General features: G+C 48.8%; 18 protein-coding genes. 10 read left to right on the top strand and 8 right to left on the bottom strand.

The features are described 5' to 3' along the window. The first annotated feature begins 51 nt into the window (after nt 1-51). Nucleotides 52-2,706 carry a TonB-dependent receptor gene (locus FPE01S_RS17535; RefSeq protein ID WP_046370332.1) on the top strand — a complete coding sequence of 885 codons (2,655 nt, stop codon included), beginning with the start codon at nt 52-54 and terminating at the stop codon, nt 2,704-2,706. Here the strand turns inward: FPE01S_RS17535 and FPE01S_RS17530 are convergent, their stop codons facing one another. Genes FPE01S_RS17530 through FPE01S_RS17505 form a run of 6 tightly spaced genes read right to left on the bottom strand, consistent with a single transcriptional unit; the run spans nt 2,707 to nt 6,529 of the window. After that, the gene (locus FPE01S_RS17530; protein WP_052955966.1) at nt 2,707-3,345 is read right to left on the bottom strand and encodes a LysE family translocator; all 639 of its coding nucleotides are present in this window, start codon (nt 3,343-3,345) and stop codon (nt 2,707-2,709) included. Then, nucleotides 3,338-4,402 carry an ATP-grasp domain-containing protein gene (locus tag FPE01S_RS17525; protein ID WP_046370331.1) on the bottom strand — a complete coding sequence of 355 codons (1,065 nt, stop codon included), beginning with the start codon at nt 4,400-4,402 and terminating at the stop codon, nt 3,338-3,340. The genes FPE01S_RS17530 and FPE01S_RS17525 overlap by 8 nt, the downstream gene beginning before the upstream one ends. Next, nucleotides 4,399-5,112 carry an NRDE family protein gene (locus FPE01S_RS17520; protein WP_052955963.1) on the bottom strand — a complete coding sequence of 238 codons (714 nt, stop codon included), beginning with the start codon at nt 5,110-5,112 and terminating at the stop codon, nt 4,399-4,401. Before FPE01S_RS17520 ends, FPE01S_RS17525 begins: the two co-directional genes overlap by 4 nt. Further along, complete coding sequence (locus FPE01S_RS17515) at nt 5,100-5,600, bottom strand: hypothetical protein (protein ID WP_046370330.1); 501 nt, start codon at nt 5,598-5,600, stop codon at nt 5,100-5,102. Before FPE01S_RS17515 ends, FPE01S_RS17520 begins: the two co-directional genes overlap by 13 nt. Before the next feature lie 21 nt (nt 5,601-5,621). Next, nucleotides 5,622-6,167, bottom strand: coding sequence for a YceI family protein (locus FPE01S_RS17510; RefSeq protein ID WP_046370329.1), 546 nt, complete (start codon nt 6,165-6,167; stop codon nt 5,622-5,624). Then, the gene (locus FPE01S_RS17505; RefSeq protein WP_046370328.1) at nt 6,164-6,529 is read right to left on the bottom strand and encodes a DoxX family protein; all 366 of its coding nucleotides are present in this window, start codon (nt 6,527-6,529) and stop codon (nt 6,164-6,166) included. The genes FPE01S_RS17510 and FPE01S_RS17505 overlap by 4 nt, the downstream gene beginning before the upstream one ends. Before the next feature lie 35 nt (nt 6,530-6,564). Between FPE01S_RS17505 and FPE01S_RS17500 the strand changes: the two genes are divergently transcribed. From FPE01S_RS17500 to FPE01S_RS17490, 3 genes are read left to right on the top strand one after another with little or no spacing between them, the layout of a single operon-like run. Further along, the gene (locus FPE01S_RS17500; protein ID WP_046370327.1) at nt 6,565-7,344 is read left to right on the top strand and encodes a (Fe-S)-binding protein; all 780 of its coding nucleotides are present in this window, start codon (nt 6,565-6,567) and stop codon (nt 7,342-7,344) included. 18 nt (nt 7,345-7,362) lie between these two features. Then, nucleotides 7,363-7,908, top strand: coding sequence for an HdeD family acid-resistance protein (locus FPE01S_RS17495; protein ID WP_046370326.1), 546 nt, complete (start codon nt 7,363-7,365; stop codon nt 7,906-7,908). A gap of 37 nt (nt 7,909-7,945) precedes the next feature. Further along, a complete protein-coding gene (locus FPE01S_RS17490; RefSeq protein WP_046370325.1) occupies nt 7,946-8,461 on the top strand; it encodes a hypothetical protein in 516 nt (171 codons plus the stop codon). Between the two features lie 403 nt (nt 8,462-8,864). Here FPE01S_RS17490 and FPE01S_RS17485 read toward each other — a convergent pair whose 3' ends face one another. Together FPE01S_RS17485 and FPE01S_RS17480 are read right to left on the bottom strand one after the other, a co-directional pair. After that, on the bottom strand, nt 8,865-10,208 hold the full coding sequence (locus FPE01S_RS17485; RefSeq protein ID WP_046370324.1) for a sensor histidine kinase: 1,344 nt from the start codon (nt 10,206-10,208) through the stop codon (nt 8,865-8,867). Beyond that, the gene (locus FPE01S_RS17480) at nt 10,198-11,556 is read right to left on the bottom strand and encodes a sigma-54-dependent transcriptional regulator (protein ID WP_046370323.1); all 1,359 of its coding nucleotides are present in this window, start codon (nt 11,554-11,556) and stop codon (nt 10,198-10,200) included. The genes FPE01S_RS17485 and FPE01S_RS17480 overlap by 11 nt, the downstream gene beginning before the upstream one ends. A 198-nt stretch (nt 11,557-11,754) precedes the next feature. On the opposite strand from FPE01S_RS17480, the gene FPE01S_RS17475 reads away from it, so the two are divergent. The 6 genes from FPE01S_RS17475 to FPE01S_RS17450 are packed head-to-tail and all read left to right on the top strand — an operon-like array spanning nt 11,755 to nt 21,252. Next, complete coding sequence (locus tag FPE01S_RS17475; protein WP_046370322.1) at nt 11,755-13,011, top strand: efflux RND transporter periplasmic adaptor subunit; 1,257 nt, start codon at nt 11,755-11,757, stop codon at nt 13,009-13,011. 31 nt (nt 13,012-13,042) lie between these two features. Beyond that, on the top strand, nt 13,043-13,240 hold the full coding sequence (locus tag FPE01S_RS17470; RefSeq protein ID WP_046370321.1) for a hypothetical protein: 198 nt from the start codon (nt 13,043-13,045) through the stop codon (nt 13,238-13,240). 17 nt (nt 13,241-13,257) lie between these two features. Next, a complete protein-coding gene (locus FPE01S_RS17465) occupies nt 13,258-13,935 on the top strand; it encodes an ABC transporter ATP-binding protein (protein WP_046370320.1) in 678 nt (225 codons plus the stop codon). A 10-nt stretch (nt 13,936-13,945) separates the two neighbouring features. After that, nucleotides 13,946-16,378 (top strand): ABC transporter permease, encoded by a 2,433-nt coding sequence (locus tag FPE01S_RS17460; protein ID WP_046370319.1) that lies wholly within the window; start codon nt 13,946-13,948, stop codon nt 16,376-16,378. Nucleotides 16,379-16,385: 7 nt separating this feature from the next. After that, nucleotides 16,386-18,815: an ABC transporter permease gene (locus tag FPE01S_RS17455; RefSeq protein ID WP_046370318.1), complete on the top strand. Its 2,430-nt coding sequence runs from the start codon at nt 16,386-16,388 to the stop codon at nt 18,813-18,815. A gap of 10 nt (nt 18,816-18,825) precedes the next feature. Beyond that, a complete protein-coding gene (locus tag FPE01S_RS17450) occupies nt 18,826-21,252 on the top strand; it encodes an ABC transporter permease (protein ID WP_046370317.1) in 2,427 nt (808 codons plus the stop codon). Nucleotides 21,253-21,261 lie beyond the last annotated feature (9 nt).

The following is a 21,261-nucleotide window of genomic DNA, read 5'->3' as shown; positions in this document are numbered from 1 at the left end:
AACGGGGGATCACAAACTTTTCATGAAATTTGCGCCTTCAGCGCACACACTATGAAAAGAACCCTGACTACACTCTTATTTTCCTTCTTTTGTTTCACCCTGTTTGCCCAGGCTCCCGGCGGTATGGCCGCCGGACGCGGGGCTGCTGGCGGGATGAATATCGGCCGCTTTTATGGCAGGATCGTAGATGCCTCCAACAACAAGGGAATGGAAGCAGTTTCCGTACAACTCTTTCAAAGCAAATTTGATACACTTACCAAAAAAAGAAAAGATACGCTGGTCAACGGCATGCTCACCGACAAAAGAGGTGAGTTCAGCTTTGAGGGGCTGGCAGTAGCCGCTTCCTACCGGTTAAAAGTAAGCGCCATCGGTTTCAAGGTAATTGACCAGAAGGTCGGGTTTGAATTCAAACCCGGCGGAGATATGTCAAAAGCCATGAATGCGGTGGACAAAGACCTGGGAAACGTCAAACTGACTGCTGACCCGCAAACGCTGGAGAATGTAACCGTTACCGGTTCGAAACCCACAGTTTCTGCGGCTATCGACCGGAAGGTATTCAACGTTGAAAAAAATCTGAACTCAACCGGCGGAACCGCGGTGGACGTGATGAAGAATGTTCCTTCCCTGCAGGTTGACCTTGATGGTAATGTCACCCTTCGCAATTCCAGTCCGCAGATCTATGTAGACGGCCGCCCCAGCACACTTACCCTGGAGCAGATCCCGGCAGATGCCATTTCCAGTGTGGAAGTGATTACCAATCCGTCTGCAAAATTTGATGCATCCGGCGGTACATCCGGCATCCTGAACATTGTATTGAAAAAGAACAAAAAGGTAGGTTACAGTGGAAACCTCCGTGCAGGAATCGATATGCGCGCGCAACCCAATGCCGGCGGCGACATCAACGTGCGGCAGAACAAACTGAACCTGTTCGCCAGTGGCAACTACGGCCAGCGGAAGTCGATCTCTATGGGGGAAACCGAAAGGCTGTCTGTTTTCGATAAGCCCAACACGATCCTGAACCAATACGACAAGAATACCAACAAGGGCTATTTTGCTTTTGGCCGTTTTGGTGCGGACTATTTTATCGACAACCGTAACACATTGTCCGCCTCCATGAACCTGGTGAAAGGGGAATTCAAACCAAACACCATCAGCGACATCTATATCGATACGTTGCTGGAAGGTTCGAAACCCGAATCCTACAGCCAGCGGAATTCCAATACCGTGGGCAATTTCCGGAACCTCGGTGCAACACTCGGTTTTAAGCACAATTTTGCGAAAGCCGGAAGGGAATGGACTGCTGACATGAATTTTAACCAGAGCAAGAACGAGAACCATAACGACATCTTTACCACTACCCAACCTGTTTCCGGCTCAACGGAGGGCATGCGCACCTTCCGGCAGCTACAGGATGGTAGCGGTACCAACCAGTTCATGACCATCCAGACGGATTTCGTGAATCCGCTGACTGAAACGGCAAAACTGGAAATGGGTCTGCGGGCGCAGTTCCGCAATGTGGACAATGAAAATATTCTTTCGCAGCAGCAGGCAGATGGCAACATCATCAAGATTCCGCAGCTGAGTTCACGGTATAAGAACGACGACCAGGTTTATGCCGGGTATCTGTCTTTCTCCAACAAGTATAAAAAACTGGGTTACCAGGTTGGCCTGCGGGCGGAATCATCTTCTTACCAGGGTACGGTGTATTCTACCAGTGTCGTGACAGGAAAAGACAGCACGTCTACATTCAGCAACAGTTTCCCGATCAGCCTGTTCCCGAGTGTTTTCCTGAATTATGACCTGGGCAATGACCAGTCGCTCCAGTTCAGCTATACGCGCCGTGTGAATCGTCCGAATTTCTTCCAGTTGTTTCCATTTACTGATTATTCTGATTCCCTTAACCTGAACCGGGGCAATCCCGATCTGCGGCCGGAGTTCACCAACTCCATGGAAATGAGTTACCAGAAGAATTTTGAGAACAACAGCAACATCCTGGCATCTGTGTACCTGAAGCAGACGGATAACCAGATCACCCGTGTGCAAAAGGTAGAAACAAACCCTGTTACCGGTAAGGAAGTATTGATCAATACCTACGAAAATGCCAACAGCAGCTATGTTGGCGGTCTTGAACTGACAGCGAAGATCAATATGAAAAAGTGGTGGGAACTAACGCCCAACGTCAATTTATACACATCAAAGATCAACTATGATGATCCGACGGTGGCTGCGCAGGATAATATCTACTCTTACTTCATTAAGATCAACAACAACTTCAAGTTGCCGAAGAATTTTACCATTCAGCTCAGTGGAGAGTACACTTCCAAAACGATCCTGCCTCCGGGCGGATCAGGTGGTGGTGGCGGCCGCTTTTCAGGCGGTGGATTTATGGGTGGTCCTTCCAGCTCGGCACAGGGTTATGTGGAACCCAACTATTTTGTAGATATGAGTGTGCGGTATGAGTTCCTGAAAAACCGTACAGCTGCGATTACATTAAGCTGGAGCGATATCTTCCGCACCAGGATCTATCAGACCCATTCAGAATCTGCCTATTTCGTGCAGGATGCCAGCCGTCGTCGTGACCCGCAAATGTTCCGGGTGAACTTTTCCTGGCGTTTCGGCAAGTTTGACACAGCCTTGTTCAAGCGTAAGAATGTAAAAGGTGAAATGCAGAATATGCAGAACATGAATGAAAGTTCACAGTTCTGATCAGGAAGTAAGGTGCTTTAAGATCCGGTATAGCTGGATAAAGGCAGACAAAACAAAAACCAGCCCAACTACGAGATTGATGGTCCGTTGGGAGGTCTGAAGGCGGCCCACGATCCATCGGCCACCATAAATAAACAGGAGCAGTGCGGTGCAGGTACCCAACCCGATTCCCAGGGTATAAAGGTTAAACTGCAGCGTACTGCTTTTTAATAATCCCACACTCATCAGGTAACTGCTCCAGAGGAACCAGAACGGGATTTGTGCCGGGTTGATGGCACTCATGAACATGCCCAGCAGGAAGCGGGGCATTTTGCTGTTGAGAATAATATTTTTACTGCCCGCTGCTGCCCTTCCTGCAACGATCAGGCTATTGATACCCAACAGGAGAAACACTGCCACAGTGATCCACTCCATCACCCTGAAAGCCTGCTGGTGCGACATGATCCAGTCCACCCCCTTGAGCGAAAAACGGACATAGGTAATCTCCACCAATGCTACACCCAGGGCAAACAGAAGTGCCCTTTTTACCGATTCGCTTACCGCAAGCTGCATGGCAGAAATGTTCAAAGTGCCCAATGGAAGGGTGCCCAGGAAACTGATGCCCAGGCCGATGGCCATTATTTTCAGCACCTCAAACACGGATGGTGTTTATTTTCTTGTTGAAAGCAGCGTCATCCCGAAAAAGCTGCAGTCCTTCCTTAACGGTAAGATAGGGAATTCCTTTGCGGTGTTCGTCTCTTGCCACCCTGCTCAACAGCCACCAGTGACGGATGATTTCCTTCCAGGCAAAGAAGATGCTGTGCCGCGGATCGTAGATATGCGTAGGCTCAGATCCTGATCCGTTCAACTCGATCACGCTATATTGTTTACCTTGTTTGAGCAGCTCCCAGGAAACGAATCGGATATCAAGGCGTCCATACCGGAAGCCCGGGATCTGTTGGCAGAGCTGATCCACCACGTTGAGCAGCGCATCGTCTGCCAGGTGGGAATCATCCATGAATTTAGAACCGCGTGCATGGTTTCCGAAAGGAACCAGTTCTTTTTTTCCCCCGGCGGGAAGGATATCATTCAGCCTATCGCCATATAATTTTTCGAGGTCAGGCAGCTGGAGTATGTAGCGGTCTTCCCGGAGGACCAGTTCGCGGAGGGTGCTTTGACCGTCACCCGTAACGGTCATAAATTCTTTGGTAACGATGCCGGTGATGCGGCCTTTTTCTTCACCCGGCAGGCGGCAGTAAAAAATGCCGGCCTCCAACGGGTGGGAAATGAATTCCTGGACGAGGAAGTCGAGGGGACATTCCCGGCAATAAAGCGATAGTTCCGCATCATTTCCGATTTTCCTCACTCCCCGACCTCTCGCACCCACATCTGGTTTTGCAATCAGCGGATAGGTCAACCCTTTTTCACGCACAGAGCGAATTACCTGGTCAGGCAGGCTTCCGGCGGTGAAAAATGCGGTCTGCGGGTAAGCACATGCCGGCATCAGGTCATAGATCTCTTTTTTGGATTCCATGAGAAATCCACCGTTCCTGATGCCCGGGTTGGCAGCAGAAAAGAAAAAAAATGATCGTGCCCTTGCACCGATCAGGAGGTATATGGGAAGAATTGGTCCATAGACGGTGTTGAAAGACCAGTATTCCCAGTGCAGCAGACGGATAAAAAAAGGCTGGTGTAACCAGTTTCTGACTGCCTTCATGGTTGGAATGCGAGGCTGTTGCGGAAACTGAGTCGGCTGCGGGAAAAGTCATCTGCTGCAAGGTCAAGGTAGGCCATTTCAGCGGCGTCCTGTTTGAGTTCAATGCTGGTGATGCTGACCGTCTGCAGGAGGGGGTGTTCTCCCAGGATGAAATCGCTGGCGTGCAATTGCAGGAGATCTTCCATCGCAGGCGATTTATGGCGCGAAAGCCATTTCCGGAGTATCGTTATTCTTTGGTTTACTGTTTCGGAGGAATAGATCGTCGCAGATCCCCAGAGGTGTGCCTGCAAGGGATCGATTTCGCAGGAATGTTTCTGCTGGCCGTCCCAGCGGTTTTCCCAAAGCATGCCATCCTGGTAAAAAATAATACTGAAAGGCTCGATCAGATCGAGGCTGATGTCGTTGAAATTGTCCTGGAATCGTTTATGCCTGCCGGTTACCAGGTCAAGAAAGATCAATCCCCTGCTTTTTCGGTAGGGGTAAGCCGGCCGGTGGGCGCGGAAGGCGCCGTTAAACAGTACGGCGATGCCTTTATTCTCATGAACGCCAATCCAGGTGCCGCAGGCTTTGGCATCTTTCGGAAAGAGCAGTTCCTGGTTGTTGATGCTATAGGAATGGGGAAGGATTGCAGAAGGCCGACCCGGCTGCTCGTCACGGTTAGAAGTAATCAGGACACGGTCTGCCAGTGGCAAAAAACTTACTGTGCACATTCGTTTCGGTGCTTGATGGTAGATGGAGCGACGCCAAAGGCGTCAGGAACCGCAAGATCGGAAACTTCGCGGAGACCGACGCGGATGAGTGCCATATGATGGATCGTATGTTCGAGATTATAGGCTATTTCCCGGTAATAATTGGTTTCCACCTGTAATATGTCATTGCTGTCATCGCGGTAGGTGGCTTCCAGGATCATCGGGCGGTTGGCTTTGTCGAGTTGCCCGTTCACTTCGTGGATCAGGTCGATGGCCAGCTGCTTATCCTGTTCAATTTGCCGGTTGCGCAGCCGCTTCTCGTAATTCACTATCCCGCTTTCATACCCGATGAGCAGGCATTGAAACATTTCAATGATATGCCGGGTGTGCTGGCCGATGGTAGCATGCGATAAATTATGACAGGGCTGGTTGTAGTGTGCGTGTTGCAACAGTCCCAAAGTGGCGCTGAGTTGTGAAAAAACTGTTTGGATGGCCGTATGCAACTGCATATCTATGAATATAGTAAATTTTTATTTGCCGAGTATTTTCAGGTTTACCGTGGCATTATCGGCCATCGAAAGACTGTTGCCGCCAACTTTATAATCTATCCGGTTTACTGTAAAACTGCCCTCGAACAACCAACCACCTCCTGAAGGTTTGACTGTAAAAGGAATTTCAATTGTTCCGGACTGACCATGCAATTGAAGCTTCGCCACCAGTATGTAGGTGTCGGGATTTTTACCCGCTTTTACTGTTTCGCTGGTGATACTGACGCGGGGAAATTTACTCACATCAAGGTAGTCGTCAGACCGCAGGTGTTTGTCGCGGGTATTGTTGCCGGTATTGATCGACGCAGCACTGATGCTGACGTCAAATTTCGCGGCTGTCGGCCTGGCAGGATCAAACTGCATCTCCCCATCCAGGCCATGGAAATTGCCATTTACAGCAAATCCGAAATTTTTTATGCTGAAACTAACGGAGGAATTTTCTTCAACAGGGTGCAGGGTCTTTTGTTGTGCTGCGGCTGATGCCAGAACGAACAAACCAAAAATGCCACTTATGAGTCTTCTGATCATCTGATTTTTTTCCTTTCCAGTATGCAAATTATGACGCAGGCTGCAAATACGGTTACTGCATAGGTAAACAACAAGGCATCTCCTCCAAAATATATGCCCAATTTGGTCAGGTGAAAAAAAATGGCTCCAGCCATAAGGGCCATTCCCGCCAATGCACCATAAAAGCAGGTAGCGGGAACCAGGAGCAACACAGCGGTGATCAACTCGGCTATCCCCGTACCAATTCGTCCCCAGGGCTCCATGCCCAGTTGCGTAAACAAAGTGACCGACTCCGGCTGGCCGGTGAATTTGAAATAGAGGGTCTGCAATAAAATTACGGCGGCGACAATCCGAAGGACCCAGCTGAGTATTCGTAATTTCATATCTTACAATTTACTAGATTTATAAAAATAATTGCATGAAGGTTCCCAGTATGGCTGAAATGGCAGCCAATGGTGAAACGCCCGATATCCTGTTCTGGGTTGGATGCGCCGGTAGTTTCGACCAGCGCGCACAAAAGATCACCCGTGCTTTTGCTTTGATTCTGGAAAAAGTGGGCGTCAGGTTCGCCATTCTTGGAAAGGAAGAAATGTGCACCGGCGATCCCGTACGCAGGGCCGGAAATGAATTTCTCTTTCAGATGATGGCCTATCAGAATATCCAGATCCTGAACGGATATGGCATCAAAAAAATCGTTACTGCCTGCCCGCATTGTTTCAATACCCTGATGAACGAGTACCCCGAACTGGGTGGAAACTATGAAGTAATTCACCACACCACATTTTTGCAGCAACTGATCGATGAAGGAAAGATCAGGCTGCAGGAAGGTGGCCCTTTCAAAGGAAAAAAGATCACGTACCACGACAGTTGTTACCTCGGCCGGTCGAATGGCATTTATGAAGCTCCGCGAAAAGTGCTGGAAGCTCTTGATGGCGCATTGGTGGAAATGAAAAGATGCCGCACCAACGGAATGTGTTGCGGAGCGGGTGGCGCACAGATGTTCAAGGAAGAAGAAAAGGGAACCACGCGGGTAAATTTCGACCGGGCGTCGGAGGCCGTCCGAACCGGTGCCGGCATTATTGCAGCGGCCTGTCCTTTCTGCAATACGATGCTCACCGATGGTGTCAAGAACAGTGAGCGGGAAGATTCTGTGAAAGTAATGGACATTGCCGAGCTGATTGCTTCCAGCCTCTCCTAGTCATCAAACCCTACACATATGCCTTCTACCATCGCCCGTTCGGTGTGGAAACTGTTGCTTTTCCGCGGCATTCTTGCTGTGCTGTTTGGCCTGTTGGCAATCTTCCTGCCGTCGGTCACATTTGCCACCATCATCCTCTGGCTTGGTGCTTGGTTGTCCATCAGCGGTTTACTGATGATCATTGCCGCTTTCCAGAACCGCAATAACGACAGCAACTGGTGGTTTGGCCTTATTGCAGGCATTGTAAGCCTGCTGCTGGGAATTTATACATTTATGCGTCCGAATGTGACTGCTGCTGCCGTGATCATCTACCTGGCCCTGATGGCCATTGTTGTAGGCATAGCCGAAATCGTATTTGCCATTCGCGTTCGAAAAGTGATCCAGGGAGAAGGATGGTTGATCGCAGGCGGTGCTGTTTCAGTTCTGTTCGGCGTGTTGTTGTTGTCGAATCCGATCGGGGGAGGCGTTACGCTCACCCTGCTGCTTGGATTTTATGCCCTGATCCTTGGCATTTTCCTGCTGATGCTGGCATTCCGCATCAGGAAATACGGCATCCGGGGCTAATCAATGGTCATTTCCCTGCAATCTTTACCTTTACGCCATGAATCTGGCGTATAAGGACCTGTTACCCGAAAATTTCGCACCCGACTCCCGTGTATGGATCTATCAGAGCAATCGCCTGATGGGCATGGGTGAGGTATTGGAAGCGGATAGAATTCTCCAGCAATTTGTGCAGGAATGGAATACCCATGGCGCACCCGTTAAAGGTTTTGCTACCATTTTTTTCGGTCAGTTCATCGTGATCATCGCCGATGAATCCCGCGATGCTGTAAGCGGCTGCAGTACCGACAGCAGTGTAAGAGTGATCAAGGCGCTCGAGTCGGCTTTCAATATTTCTCTTTTCGACCGCCAGTTGCTCGCTTTCGTAGTGAAAGAAAAAGTGCAGCTGATCCCGATGGCGCAGCTCAAACATGCCCTTCAGCATGGGATGCTCAAAGAAGATGACCTCTATTTCAACAACATGGTGAGTACGCTCGCGGAGCTGAGGAATAACTGGATCATCCCGATCAATCAAAGCTGGTTGCAAAGCAGGCTGGGGCTTGGGAGTCTGAGTTAGGCGTCAGCCTGATTTCACGCAAAGTTTATTTTTGTTAGCGCTGGTGCTTTTTTGCTTTGGTGTATGTTGCACGCAGGGTTGCATGTTTTTTCACGCAAAGGCGCAGAGGAGCGGAGGCGCAGGGGAATTTTTTGGGAATTATTATCTGTACATGGGGAGTTATCAAATTTACTAAAATGAATTTCCCGGCTGCGTTTCATTGAGTAAAATTCTTGTAAGCGAACATTGCGTTGTCTCATCTACCAGCTATGCGAACAAACTGATTGTTACTAACCGTATCGATTAAACGCTTTCTTACAATTTCTCTGCGCTACTGCTCCTCTTCGCCTTTGCACCTTTGCGTCTTTGCGCGAAACAAAAAAGGCGCGCAGCGCCGGCCAATAAAGCAACAAGCTTTGCGGGCTTAGAACTGTAAGAGGAAGGCAGTCCCCTCTCCTTCCACCGATTGCACCTGGATGCTTCCCTTGTGCAACATCATGATCTGCTTGCAAAGGCTCAGGCCGATTCCACTGCCGGTTTTTTTGGTGCTGAAGAACGGAACAAAGATTTTGTCGAGAACCTCCTGCGACATGCCGGATCCATTGTCTGCGACCTTGATCATTGGCTTCCGGTTGGGCGTCATTGCAGCGGATAGTACAATCTTGGGGTGAGGGTTTTCTTTCACTGCATCCATCGCGTTTACCAGCAGGTTAATCAGTACCTGTTCCAGCAGGTTAATGTCGGCCTGCAGGGAAATATCCATATCCTTCAACAGGATCTCGAGTTCGATATTTTTCTGATCGAGTGTAGGTGACATCAGTTGCTGCAGGTTTCGGAAAATGTCGAATACATACACTTTCTCCAGGTGCAGTTCGCTGATCTTATTGAGATTCCGGTAGGTTTCGGCAAATCGCAGCAACCCTTCACTCCTGCGCTTGATCGTTTCAATGCCGAGGTCGAGGTCTTCCAGGGTACCGGTTTCGTCCCGGATCTCGGTTGCAGCCTGCTGCAGACGGTTCTTCAGCGTATCTGCGAGCGAAGAAATAGGTGCTACTGAATTCATGATTTCATGCGTCATCACGTTCAGCAGTTTCTGCCAGGCTTTGGATTCAGTTTCATCCATTGCCTCATTCACATTCTGAAAAGCCACCAGTTTGTACTGGCTTTCGGAAGTCTGGAAAGCAGTGCAGGATACCAGGATCTTAAAATTGGTATTGTCCAGCGAAACATTGGTCAGTCGCGATTCACCGGGACGCAGGTTATCCAGTACCTGGAATAATCCGGGGTCACGTTTCTCCAATGACTGGATAGATTTCAGGTAAGGCAGGTGCAACATCTTCTTGAGTGATTCATTCATCCATACTACCTGTCCATCGGTCATATCAAATGAAAGTATTCCGGTGTCAACCAGTTCGAGAATTTTCTGCAGGTATTGATATTGCGTTTCCTTTTCCTTACTGATTACCTTGAAAGTGGAATTGATCTCATTGAACCCATGCCGCAACGGCTGCAGTTCAGCCGGTGCATGTTTCACATCAAAATAACGGGAGAAATCGCGGTAATGCACCGATTCCACAAACTGGTTCAGCTCGTCTTGTGCCTTCCGTTGTGACTTATACAAATCATAAAGCTGGTAGATGATCAGCGGCATCAGCAAAACGAAGAATTTTATCTGCTGGTTAACGAGCAGGTATGCACCCAGGCATAAAACTGCAAAGAGCAGGAATACCTTGAGGAACAGTTTATTTTCAACTTGCTTAAATATCATACTTGCTGAGTCTGCGATACAAGGCCGTGCGGGTCAATCCCAGTTCCTTCGCGGCTTTGGTGATGTTGCCATTATGTTTTTCGATCACCCGGAGAATAGTATTTTTCTCGATGGCACTTAATTTGAGTTCATCGGGTTCATCCTGCTGGTCTGTGGTAAATTCGATCGGTGAGAACAGCAGGTCGGCAGCTTTCAATTCTTCGCCTTCCGCCATAATTACCGCCCTTTCAATGGTGTATTGCAGTTCCCGCACGTTTCCGGGGAAAGGATAGGTAAGCAGTTTTTCTGTTGCGCCGTTATCAAACGGCAGCAAAGGTTTCATGTATTTTTTGCTGTACATCTTATTAAAGAAGTTTGCCAGCAGTAAGATGTCCTTGCCTCTCTTCCGCAGCGGTGGCATGATGATCTCAACAGTATTGATCCTGTAAATAAGATCTTTTCTGAATCTGCCTTCATTGGCCAGCTCAGCGATTGGCAGGTTGGTGGCACAAACCAGCCTGACGTCAATAGGAACCGGTGTATTGGAACCCAGCCGCGTCACCTGTCGGTTTTGTAAAACGGAAAGCAGTTTTGCCTGTTGCTGCAGGCTGATGTTACCGATCTCGTCGAGAAAAATAGTTCCGCCATTGGCAGATTCGAAACGACCGGGTCTGTCTTCACGCGCATCGGTAAATGCGCCTTTTTTGTGACCAAACAATTCACTTTCAAAAAGGGAATCCGTGAGGGCGCCAACATCCACTTTTACAAAGGGTTTTGCAGCGCGGAGAGAATGCTGATGGACAGCTTTTGCAATCAGGTCTTTTCCCGTACCATTCTCACCCAGGATAAGAATATTAGCATCCGTTGGTGCGATCTTTTCCACCTTGTAAAAGATTGCCTGCATCAGCTCCGAATTACCCAGCAATTCTGTACCAATGATGGATCCTGCATCAGACTCGCTTTTTGCATTGGCGGGACCTTCCTTCTTTTTAAGCACTTCCTTGATGGTACCGATGAGACGATCGTTGTGCCAGGGTTTGACAACAAAATCAGCAGCGCCTTCTTTCAGGGAGCGCACGGCAAGATCCACATCACCATAGGCGGTGATCATGATCACGGCCGCTTCCGACTTTAACTCCTTGATCTTCCGCAGCCAGAAAAGTCCCTCATTACCTGTATTGATCGAACTGGTAAAGTTCATATCAAGCAGGATGACATCAAATTTCTTGGCGGAAAGGATTTGTTGTAACAATTGCGGATTCTTTTCCGTCACAACATCTTTCACTTCTGTTTTGAGCAGCAGACGGACTGCCGTCAGCACATCGGTGTCGTCGTCGACAACCAGGATGGAAGCATTTTTCAGGGTCATAGTAATTCGATGCAATGATAGGATTTCTTTTTATTTCACCGGTGGGGCAGCAAAAACGAACACTAATTGTATCGAAAGCGGACAATGGTTCCACAGGCGGCCGTCCAAGTGACTGGTTTTCAGTATATTAAATTTATGGCACGCGGTTTAGCTAAATAGAATACAAATATTCAACAAGGAACCGAAAACCGAATCAACGTGGATAGAGTCATAGAAAAAAAGAAATGGTCAACCAAGAAGATCCTGACGATCGCCGGTGTCGTTGCGCTGGCAGCGCTGATTTTTGGCAGCTATTATTTCACTTCCGGCAAAAGCCGGCTGAATGTGGATACTGAAAGGATTTCCATCCAGGAGATCAAAAAAGGCATTTTTCAGGAAAATATTCCGGTAAACGGTATTGTGCTGCCGATGACAACCATATACCTTGATGCCACTGAAGGTGGTCGTGTCGAAGAAAAGTATGTGGAAGACGGCGCCATCATGAAAAAAGGCCAGCCTATCCTGAGGTTGAGCAATACTGACCTGGAACTTAGCCTGTCCAACCAGGAAACCCAGGTATTCAACGTGTTGACCCAGATGCAGATCTCAAAGAACAACGCCGACCAGAACACCATCACCCGCCTGAACCAGATGGCGGAAGTGGACAATGCGCTTAAAGAAGCTGACCGGGTTTACCAGGTGAACAATAAACTGTATCAGCAGAAGGCTATTGGTTCCCAGGAATTCCGTTCTTCCCAGAACCTGCTGGACTACCAGAAACGGAGGAAAGACCTGACCGTAGACATCCTGAAAAAAGACTCGGTTTCCAACCGCCAGCAGCTGACGCAGATGCAGCAGTCTTATGAAAGGATGCAAAATGCCCTTCAGTTGATGCGTAAGAAAGTGGGTGACCTCGTGGTACGTGCCCCGGTAGACGGACAGTTGACTTCACTTGACGCAGAGATCGGTCAATCCAAGAATAAAGGTGAAAGGCTGGGACAGCTTGATGTGATGGACGGCTATAAAGTGCGGGTGGATGTTGACGAACATTATCTTTCCCGGGTTTTTGTGGGCCTGAAAGGAAGCTTTGAATTTGCGGGCAAGTCATATGTCCTGGTGATCAAAAAAGTTTATATACAGATTGCCAATGGCAGGTTCCAGGTGGATATGGAATTCGAGGGCGAAGTGCCCAAGGGAATCCGCCGCGGACAAACCCTGCAGATAAGGCTTGCATTGAGCGACGAGAAACAGGCTATCCTGTTGCCGAAAGGCGGTTTCTTTCAGCAGACCGGCGGTAACTGGATCTTTAAACTGAACGAAGCTGGTACCATGGCCTACAGGGTCGATATTCAACTTGGCATGATGAGTCCGGATAACTATGAAGTGTTAAGTGGTCTGGAACCTGGTGACAAAGTGATCACGAGCAGCTATGAAAACTATACCACGATGCAGGAACTAGTGTTGAAAAAACCATAATCAAACACCATTAACCATTAAACTTTAAGGTATGAAAAAGCTGACGAGAACAATCGGACTGTTGCTGGTACTGATGGCGGCCTTTTCTACGAATACGCAAAGCGGCGAAAAATACCTGAACATGGACGCTCCGCCAAAACTGACAATCACCTGTTGCCCTGAATCCTGCAGCACCGCGATCGTTGATGAAGAAACCACTTCTCCCCTTTTGATGCTTATTCAATTTTAATACATAAACCAATCAATATGATCAAGATCACAAACCTCGAGAAATACTATCGCACTGAAGAGGTTGAAACCGTAGCCCTCAATAAGTTATCATTTGAAGTAAAAGAGGGAGAATTTGTTGCCGTCATGGGACCTTCCGGATGTGGCAAATCCACCCTGCTGAATATCCTGGGACTGCTGGATGATCCTGATGCAGGAAGCTTTCTGTTCAATGGCATTGAAGTGGCGAAGTTTAACGAACGCAAGAGAGCTGACCTGCGCAAGCACAATATTGGTTTTGTATTCCAAAGCTTCAACCTGATTGACGAACTGACGGTATTCGAAAATGTGGAACTGCCACTCATTTATACTGGCGTAAAGGCTTCTGAGCGCAAGAAGATCGTTGAGGAAGTACTGGACAAAATGGTGATCATGCACCGCCGCAACCACTACCCCCAACAGCTTTCCGGTGGTCAGCAACAACGTGTGGCCGTGGCCCGTGCAGTGGTGAACAATCCAAAGCTGATCCTTGCGGATGAACCGACAGGTAACCTCGATTCCAGCAATGGTAATGAAGTAATGCAATTGCTCACGGATCTCAACGAACAGGGAACTACCATCATCATGGTAACGCACAGTGAACATGATGCACGATACAGCCATCGCGTGATCAGGATGCTCGACGGGCAGACCGTGATGGAGAATATCATGATTTAACCAGTTTTTTATGTTGCTGAATTATCTGAAACTGGCCTGGCGGAATCTGTTGAAATACAGGTTTTTTACCGCACTGAACATTACCGGCCTCTCCATTGGCGTGGCCTGTTTTCTTCTGATCACCTTGTTTGTGACGGATGAATTAAGTTTTGACCGGTTTCATGATCATGCCGGCAACATATACCGGGTAGATGCAGATATTGTATTCGGCGGATCATCACTGGCCCTGGCGGTTGCATCGGATCCCATGGGAGAAGCCCTCCGGAAAGACTATCCGGAGGTGCAGGGCTACACGCGGATCTATACCAGCAATGGTTCCAAGCTGATCAAAAAGGGGAATGTCTTTATCAATGAAGACGACGTGGCCCATGTGGACTCTACTTTTTTTGACATCTTCACCTACCCAGCAATTTCGGGTGACACCCGGAAGGCGTTGACCGAACCCAACACGGTAGTGCTTACTGAATCTGCTGCCAGAAAGTATTTCGGCAATACGGATGTCCTGGGAAAGATGCTGGAGACCAATGATGCCGGCGGTACCCTGTATAAGGTAACAGCGGTTATTCAGGACATGCCAAGAAATGCGCATTTCTATTTCGACTTTCTTTTTTCGATGAAGAATGTGCAGTATGACTTTGGAAATTACCTTAGTCATAACTTCTCCACCTACCTGCTGCTTCGCCCCGGCACCACCCGCAAGGCATTTGAGAAACATTTCCCTGACTATATCAACAAGTATGTGTTCCCGCAGGCTGCCCAGTTTATGCAACTGAAGTCGATCGATGAATTCGAAAAGAGCGGGAACAGGATCAGTTACCAGCTGACGCCGTTAACGGATATCCACCTCCGCTCCGACCGGATGGCCGAGATCCGGGTCAACAGCAACATCCAATATGTTTACATTTTTTCGGCGGTGGCCATTTTTACCCTGCTGATCGCCTGTGTCAATTTTATGAACCTCAGTACCGCACGGTCGGCAAACAGGGCAAAGGAAGTTGGCATAAGGAAGGTTTTGGGCTCTGAACGCAAAACATTGATCCGGCAATTCCTGACGGAATCCGGTTTGCTGGCTGTGATCTCCCTGGTTATTGCCATTGTACTGACCTGGGTGGCGCTACCTTTCTTTAATTCGCTTGCCGGAAAATCCTTCCGGCTCACCGACCTGGTGCGACCGGATTTTCTGCTTTTCCTCGTACTGCTGCCGGTTTTCATCGGGTTGATGGCAGGACTTTATCCGGCATTTTATCTTTCCTCCTTTAACCCGATCACGGTGCTCAAGGGAAAACTGAATGCAGGAGCCAGACGCAGCGGCCTGAGAAGCACCCTGGTGGTATTCCAGTTTGCAACGTCCATTATCCTGATCGTCGGTACGATTGTGGTTTACCGGCAACTCAATTTTATCCAGAACAAGAAGATTGGTTTTAATAAGGACCAGGTGCTCGTAATCAATGGTACCGGTGCACTGGATGCACAGTACCGCGCCTTCAGGAATGAAGTGGAAAAGCTTCCCGGAGTGCTGGGGAGCACGATGAGCGGATACCTGCCCGTAATGCCTGGCGCGCGAAGTGATCAGACATTTTCCAAAGAATCGGTAATGGATCCGCGCAACGGTTTCAACATGCAATGCTGGCGCATTGATGAAAATTATATTCCTACCCTGGGTATGGAAATGAAAGCCGGACGTAATTTCTCCAGGGCATTCGGAACAGATTCCTCCGGCATCATTATCAATGAGAGTACTGCCGCGCTACTTGGGTATGCTGATCCGGTGGGCAAAATACTTTATTCGGCCGATGGCGTGAACAGCGAGCCTGGACCGCATACCATTATCGGGGTGGTTAAAGATTTTCACTTTGCGTCATTGAAACAGAAGATAGGACCCCTTTCTTTTGTATTGGGTAATGCCAATTGGGCAACATCGTTTAAAGTGAAGGCAGCCAATGTAAAGGATATCCTGAACAAGGTGCAGAAAATCTGGACCGGGATGGCACCGCAACTGCCTTTCAGTTATCAGTTCCTGGATGAATCCTTCTCCAACATGTACCGTGCAGAGCAACGGGCGGGTAAGATTGCACTGGTATTCTCTGTACTGGCTATTCTGATTGCTTGCCTGGGACTGTTCGGGCTGGCTTCTTTCATGGCTGAACAACGTACGAAGGAGATTGGTGTGAGAAAAGTATTGGGAGCCAGTGTGCAGGATATTGTCGGAATGCTGTCAAAAGATTTTTTATTGTTGGTGGTAATATCGTCCGTCGTCGCTGTTCCACTTGCCTGGTATGGCATGCACCGCTGGTTAGAGGATTTCGCCTACAGAAGTGCATTGCCTGCCTGGATATTTGTGGCGGCAGCAATTGCTGCTTTACTGATCGCATTGATCACCATCAGTTTTCAGGCAATCAAAGCGGCGCTGGCCAACCCGGTCAGCAGTCTCCGCTCAGAATAATAATTATATGATCAGGAATTACTTCGTCATTGCGCTGCGTAATATCAGGCGCTATAAGGGGCATGCAGGCATCAATATCCTGGGGCTTGCCGTCGCCCTGGCCGCCTGCACCATCATCTTCCTGGTACTCCAGCATGAGTTCAGTTACGACCAGTACCATAAGCATGCCAACCGTACTTATCAGTTGGTGCGGAAGGACGTATATCCCGATGGCGATAATTTTGACATCGGCATGCCCTTTCCCACCATCCGGGCGCTCAGGAATGATTTCCCGAAAATTAAATTTGCCGAGATCTTCACCAGCTACGGGTCACAGGTTACGGTTATGCAGAATGCCGAAACCATCAGCAACAAAAAATTCATTGAAGGACCCGGGATCATTTTTGCTGAACCTGAGCTATTTGACATGCTGGATGTAAAATGGTTAGCGGGTAATGCTACCGCATTGAATTCTCCAGGGCTTGCAGCTATTTCCCGCAGCCAGGCCAACAAATATTTCGGCGACTGGAAAGCTGCGATGGGGCGGTATCTCAAACTTGACAATAATATCCTGATCCAGGTAGCCGCAGTAATGGAAGATGTACCGGTTAACTCTGATTTTCCTTTCCAGATTGTTCCCTCCTACAAAACTTTCCTGGCCAATAAAGATGTGTTCAGCTATACGGCCAGCCTCGATAACTGGGGTGGCAGCAGCAGCAATCACCAGGTATATGCGCTTTTACCGGAAGGGTCGGATGCTGAAGGCTTTAATAGCCGGATGCCGGCTTTCCTCGAAAAATATTACCCTGATAAAAAGAACCAGCCAGGCAAATTGTATTTTTTCCTGAATCCTCTGAAGAATATTCATTTTGATACGCGGTTCGGTCATAATGGCGATCACGTTAGCAGCAAAACATCCCTGATGACCCTTGCCCTGATCGGTCTCCTCATCATCCTCATGGCTTGTATCAATTTTGTGAACCTGTCTACAGCGCTGGCCGTAAAGCGATCCAAGGAAGTAGGTATCCGCAAGGTAATGGGCGGTAAAAAATCCCAATTGCGCCTGCAGGTATACCTCGAAACATTTGTGATTGTCTGCTTTGCTGCATTGCTCGGCCTTGGCCTGGCCTGGTTTGGCCTCCCCTACCTTAAATACATCGCAGATATCCAGCAGCCCCTGCAATTGCTCAATAGCGGCAGCATCACTTTTATACTCGCCGTAATTCTTGCTACGACCGTTATCAGCGGTTTTTATCCCGCTCTCGTGATGAGCAGGTTTCAACCGGTAGAAGCCATCAAAAACAAGATCAATACCACGGCAGTTGGCGGAATATCACTGCGCCGGGTGCTCGTAGTGCTGCAATTTGCCTTTTCGCAATTGCTGATCGTTGCTACCATTATCGCTGTCAGCCAGATGAATTTTATCAGGGATGCAGACCTGGGTATGGACAAGGAAGCTGTTTTACTGGTGAATGGCAATGCAGACAGCAGTTTCTTATCGCGCCAGCCGAATTTTGAGGCAAGACTGCGCCAGGTGGCAGGTATCAGGCAACTCAGTTTCGCACTGGATGCGCCGAGCAGTGATAACTCCTGGACCACCAATATGGCTTTTGACAATGATGCGACCGATAAGGACTTCCATGCTTCCATCAAGATGGGAGATGACCATTATGCCGAAACTTTCGGACTGCAACTACTGGCAGGAAGTTTTTATCCGCCGCGTGATAGCACACCTGAGTTTGTGATCAACGAGACTATGGCCCGCAAACTGGGTTACAATAACCCCAAAGATATCGTGGGTAAAACCATCCGGCTGGGTGGTGGAAAATGGCTTCCGGTGGTGGGTGTAGTGAAGGATTTTAAGAACAAGAGCCTGCGGGATGAGATCAGGCCCACCGTGATCACCAATAATCCAAAATTCCAGACCACTGCCTGTATCAAGATCAGCGCTGCAAACCTGGGCAAGACAAATCGCGACATTGAAGCGATCTGGGAAAGTGTTTATCCCGAATACGCCTACAGCAGTACCTGGCTGGATGAATCGATCCAGAACTTTTATCGCCAGGAGGAGCGGCTGAGCCGGCTGTATAAAGTTTATGCGGGACTTGCCATATTTATCAGTTGCCTCGGCCTTTACGGGCTGGTTTCTTTCATGGCTGTTCAGAAAACGAAAGAAGTGGGTATCCGGAAAGTACTTGGCGCCAGTATCTCCAGCATCCTATACCTGTTCTCCAGGGAATTTACCATCCTGGTAGTAGTGGCATTTGTAATCGCAGCACCCGTTGCCTGGTTCCTGATGAATAACTGGCTGTCGAATTTCGTTTTCAAGATCTCTATTGGTGCCGGTGTGTTCGTGCTTTCTATAGCAGCATCCCTGCTGATTGCCTGGATCACCGTGGGGTATAAAGCGATCCGTGCAGCACTGGCAAACCCGGTAAAAAGCCTTCGTTCAGAATAAAAACACCGGCATGTTCTACCACAATCTGAAACTTGCTTTCCGCACCCTGTTGCGCAATAAGATTTACAGTCTGGTGAACATCGGTGGCCTTGCGTTGGGCATAGCGGTCTTTCTGCTGCTGCTGGAATATGTAAGCTTTGAAAGAAGCTTTAATAATTTCCAGGAAAATGCCGGCAATACATACCGGTTGCTCAATGAAGATCAGAAGAACAGCTTCTGGCCGGAAATAGAACCCGGATGGGCACCCAGGGCGAAGGAAAAATTTCCGGCCATCATTGACTATTGCCGGCTGGAAAGCGATGTTGCAAAGGGCATTCTGCAGCGAAATACAGGTAATGCACCGGCCTTTCGCGAAACATCCATTGGATTTGCCGAAGGCAATTTTTTTGAGTTCTTCTCCTTCCCTCTCCTGAAAGGAAATGCCGCCAGTTTTCATGCTCCGAATACCATTTTTCTTTCGGCCGGCAGCGCTGAGAAATATTTCGGTAATGAAGAACCGGTTGGGCAACAGCTGATTCTGTCCAACCAGTTTGGCAAAACAATCTACCAGGTTGGCGGTGTATTTGAGATTCCCGCGAATTCGGATATCCGGTATGACCAGGTATTGTCACTGGAAACGCTCCGAAATCCGGCCAACCTTAATGGCAACGACTGGGCAGCGTTGGAAAATACCGGGTCGCAATACCTGCAAACCTATTTACGGCTGACACCGGGCACAACACCGGAATTGCTGGAAACAAAACTTACAGCGCTCCGTAACGAGGTGGGAAAAGAAAACGATGGCGTGCGTTTTCGTTTGCAGTCCTTTCAACACCTGCACCTGGCAGCGTCATTGAACGACTCATTCCCTACAGCGGGAAATATCAAATACCTGTATATCCTGAGCCTGATTTCCGTATTGATCCTGCTAATCGCCTGGTTCAACTATGTGAACCTCTCCACAGCACAAGCTTTGAAAAAAGCCAATGAAGTAGGTGTAAGGAAAATTGCGGGAGCCAGCAGGTTGTCGCTGATTGGTCAGTTCCTGGTGGAAGCCATGCTCGTGAACCTGCTTGGATTTGTCATCGCACTGCTGCTCGTCTATTTTCTTCAGCCTTTGTTCAACAGTGTAATGGCACTTAAGCTGTCACCTGCCGACATCCTCTCTTCTTCCGCATGGATGTTTGGATCGGGACTATTGCTCGCAGGATCATTGCTCACGGGAACCTATACTGCATTTGCATTATCCGGGTTCAATCCAATCGTTACCCTCAGAAACAGGCTCACCAGGTCAGGCAGCGGAAGCAGGATCCGGAAGACGCTGGTCGTCACCCAATTCGCTATTTCCATCGCGCTGATCATTGGCACGGTGCTGATTTATCAGCAGCTGCGCTACCTGCAGGAGAAAAATATTGGTGTCACCAAAGCGCAGATGCTTATCGTGCGGGGACCCGAGGCCGGAAAGGACAGCAGCTTTAACCAACGCCAGGTGGCATTCCTGCAGATGTTATCACGATATCCGTTCGTGGAAGATTATGCAGGCAGTGGCACTTATCCGGGTGGATGGTACAATTTTGTGACGTCAGGATTTACACAGCCAGGTTCCCTGAAAGGTGATGAATTCAAATCTTACGCCTTTGCCATTATCGATGAACGCTATCTTCCTGCTTTTGAAATCCCACTGGTCGCAGGCAGAAATTTCCGTCCGGAAGAGACCGGAATTCCCTGGGACAAAAACAACAAGGTATTGCTGAATGAAACTGCCGTTGCTGCGCTGGGATTTAAAAATCCCGACGATGTGCTGCATACCCCGGTACAGTGGGACGAACGTGCTTTACAGGTGATCGGCGTGGTGAAAGATTATAATCATGCGAACCTGAAAAAGACAATCATGCCGATGATCTTCTATCCGCAGAACAGCAGTGCTTATTGCTGTATCCGCCTGGCTTCAGGTAGTGTTTCGCAACATATTGCCGGGGTGGAAAAACTTTACAAACAATATTTCCCGGGAAATCCCTTTGAGTATTTTTTCCTGGACGAGAATTATCAGCGCCAGTATGCAGCAGAAAAGCAATATGGCCAGTTGTTCACGGCCGCATCTGTGTGGGCAGTGATCATCGCCTGCCTGGGACTCTTCGGCCTTACAACCTTTACGGTCACTTCACGCACCAAAGAGATCGGTATCCGGAAGGTCCTGGGAGCCAGTGTGTTAGATATTACGCAGCTGCTGTCAAGAGACTTCCTTCTGCTGGTGGGCATTGCAGCGCTGATCGCATTTCCGGTCGCCTGGTGGGCCATGCAGCGCTGGTTGCAGGATTTCCCTTACCGGATCAATATCAGCTGGTGGGTATTTGCCCTGGCGGCTGTAATTGCCAGCGTCATTGCCCTAATCACGATCGGCTTCCAGTCGGTTCGTGCAGCTTTATCTAATCCCGTCAAAAATCTCCGAACTGAATAAAACGATCAT

The sequence above is a fragment of the Flavihumibacter petaseus NBRC 106054 genome, assembly GCF_000974785.1.
GTDB lineage: Bacteria > Bacteroidota > Bacteroidia > Chitinophagales > Chitinophagaceae > Flavihumibacter > Flavihumibacter petaseus.
This window is presented reverse-complemented; position numbering and strand designations above follow the sequence as displayed.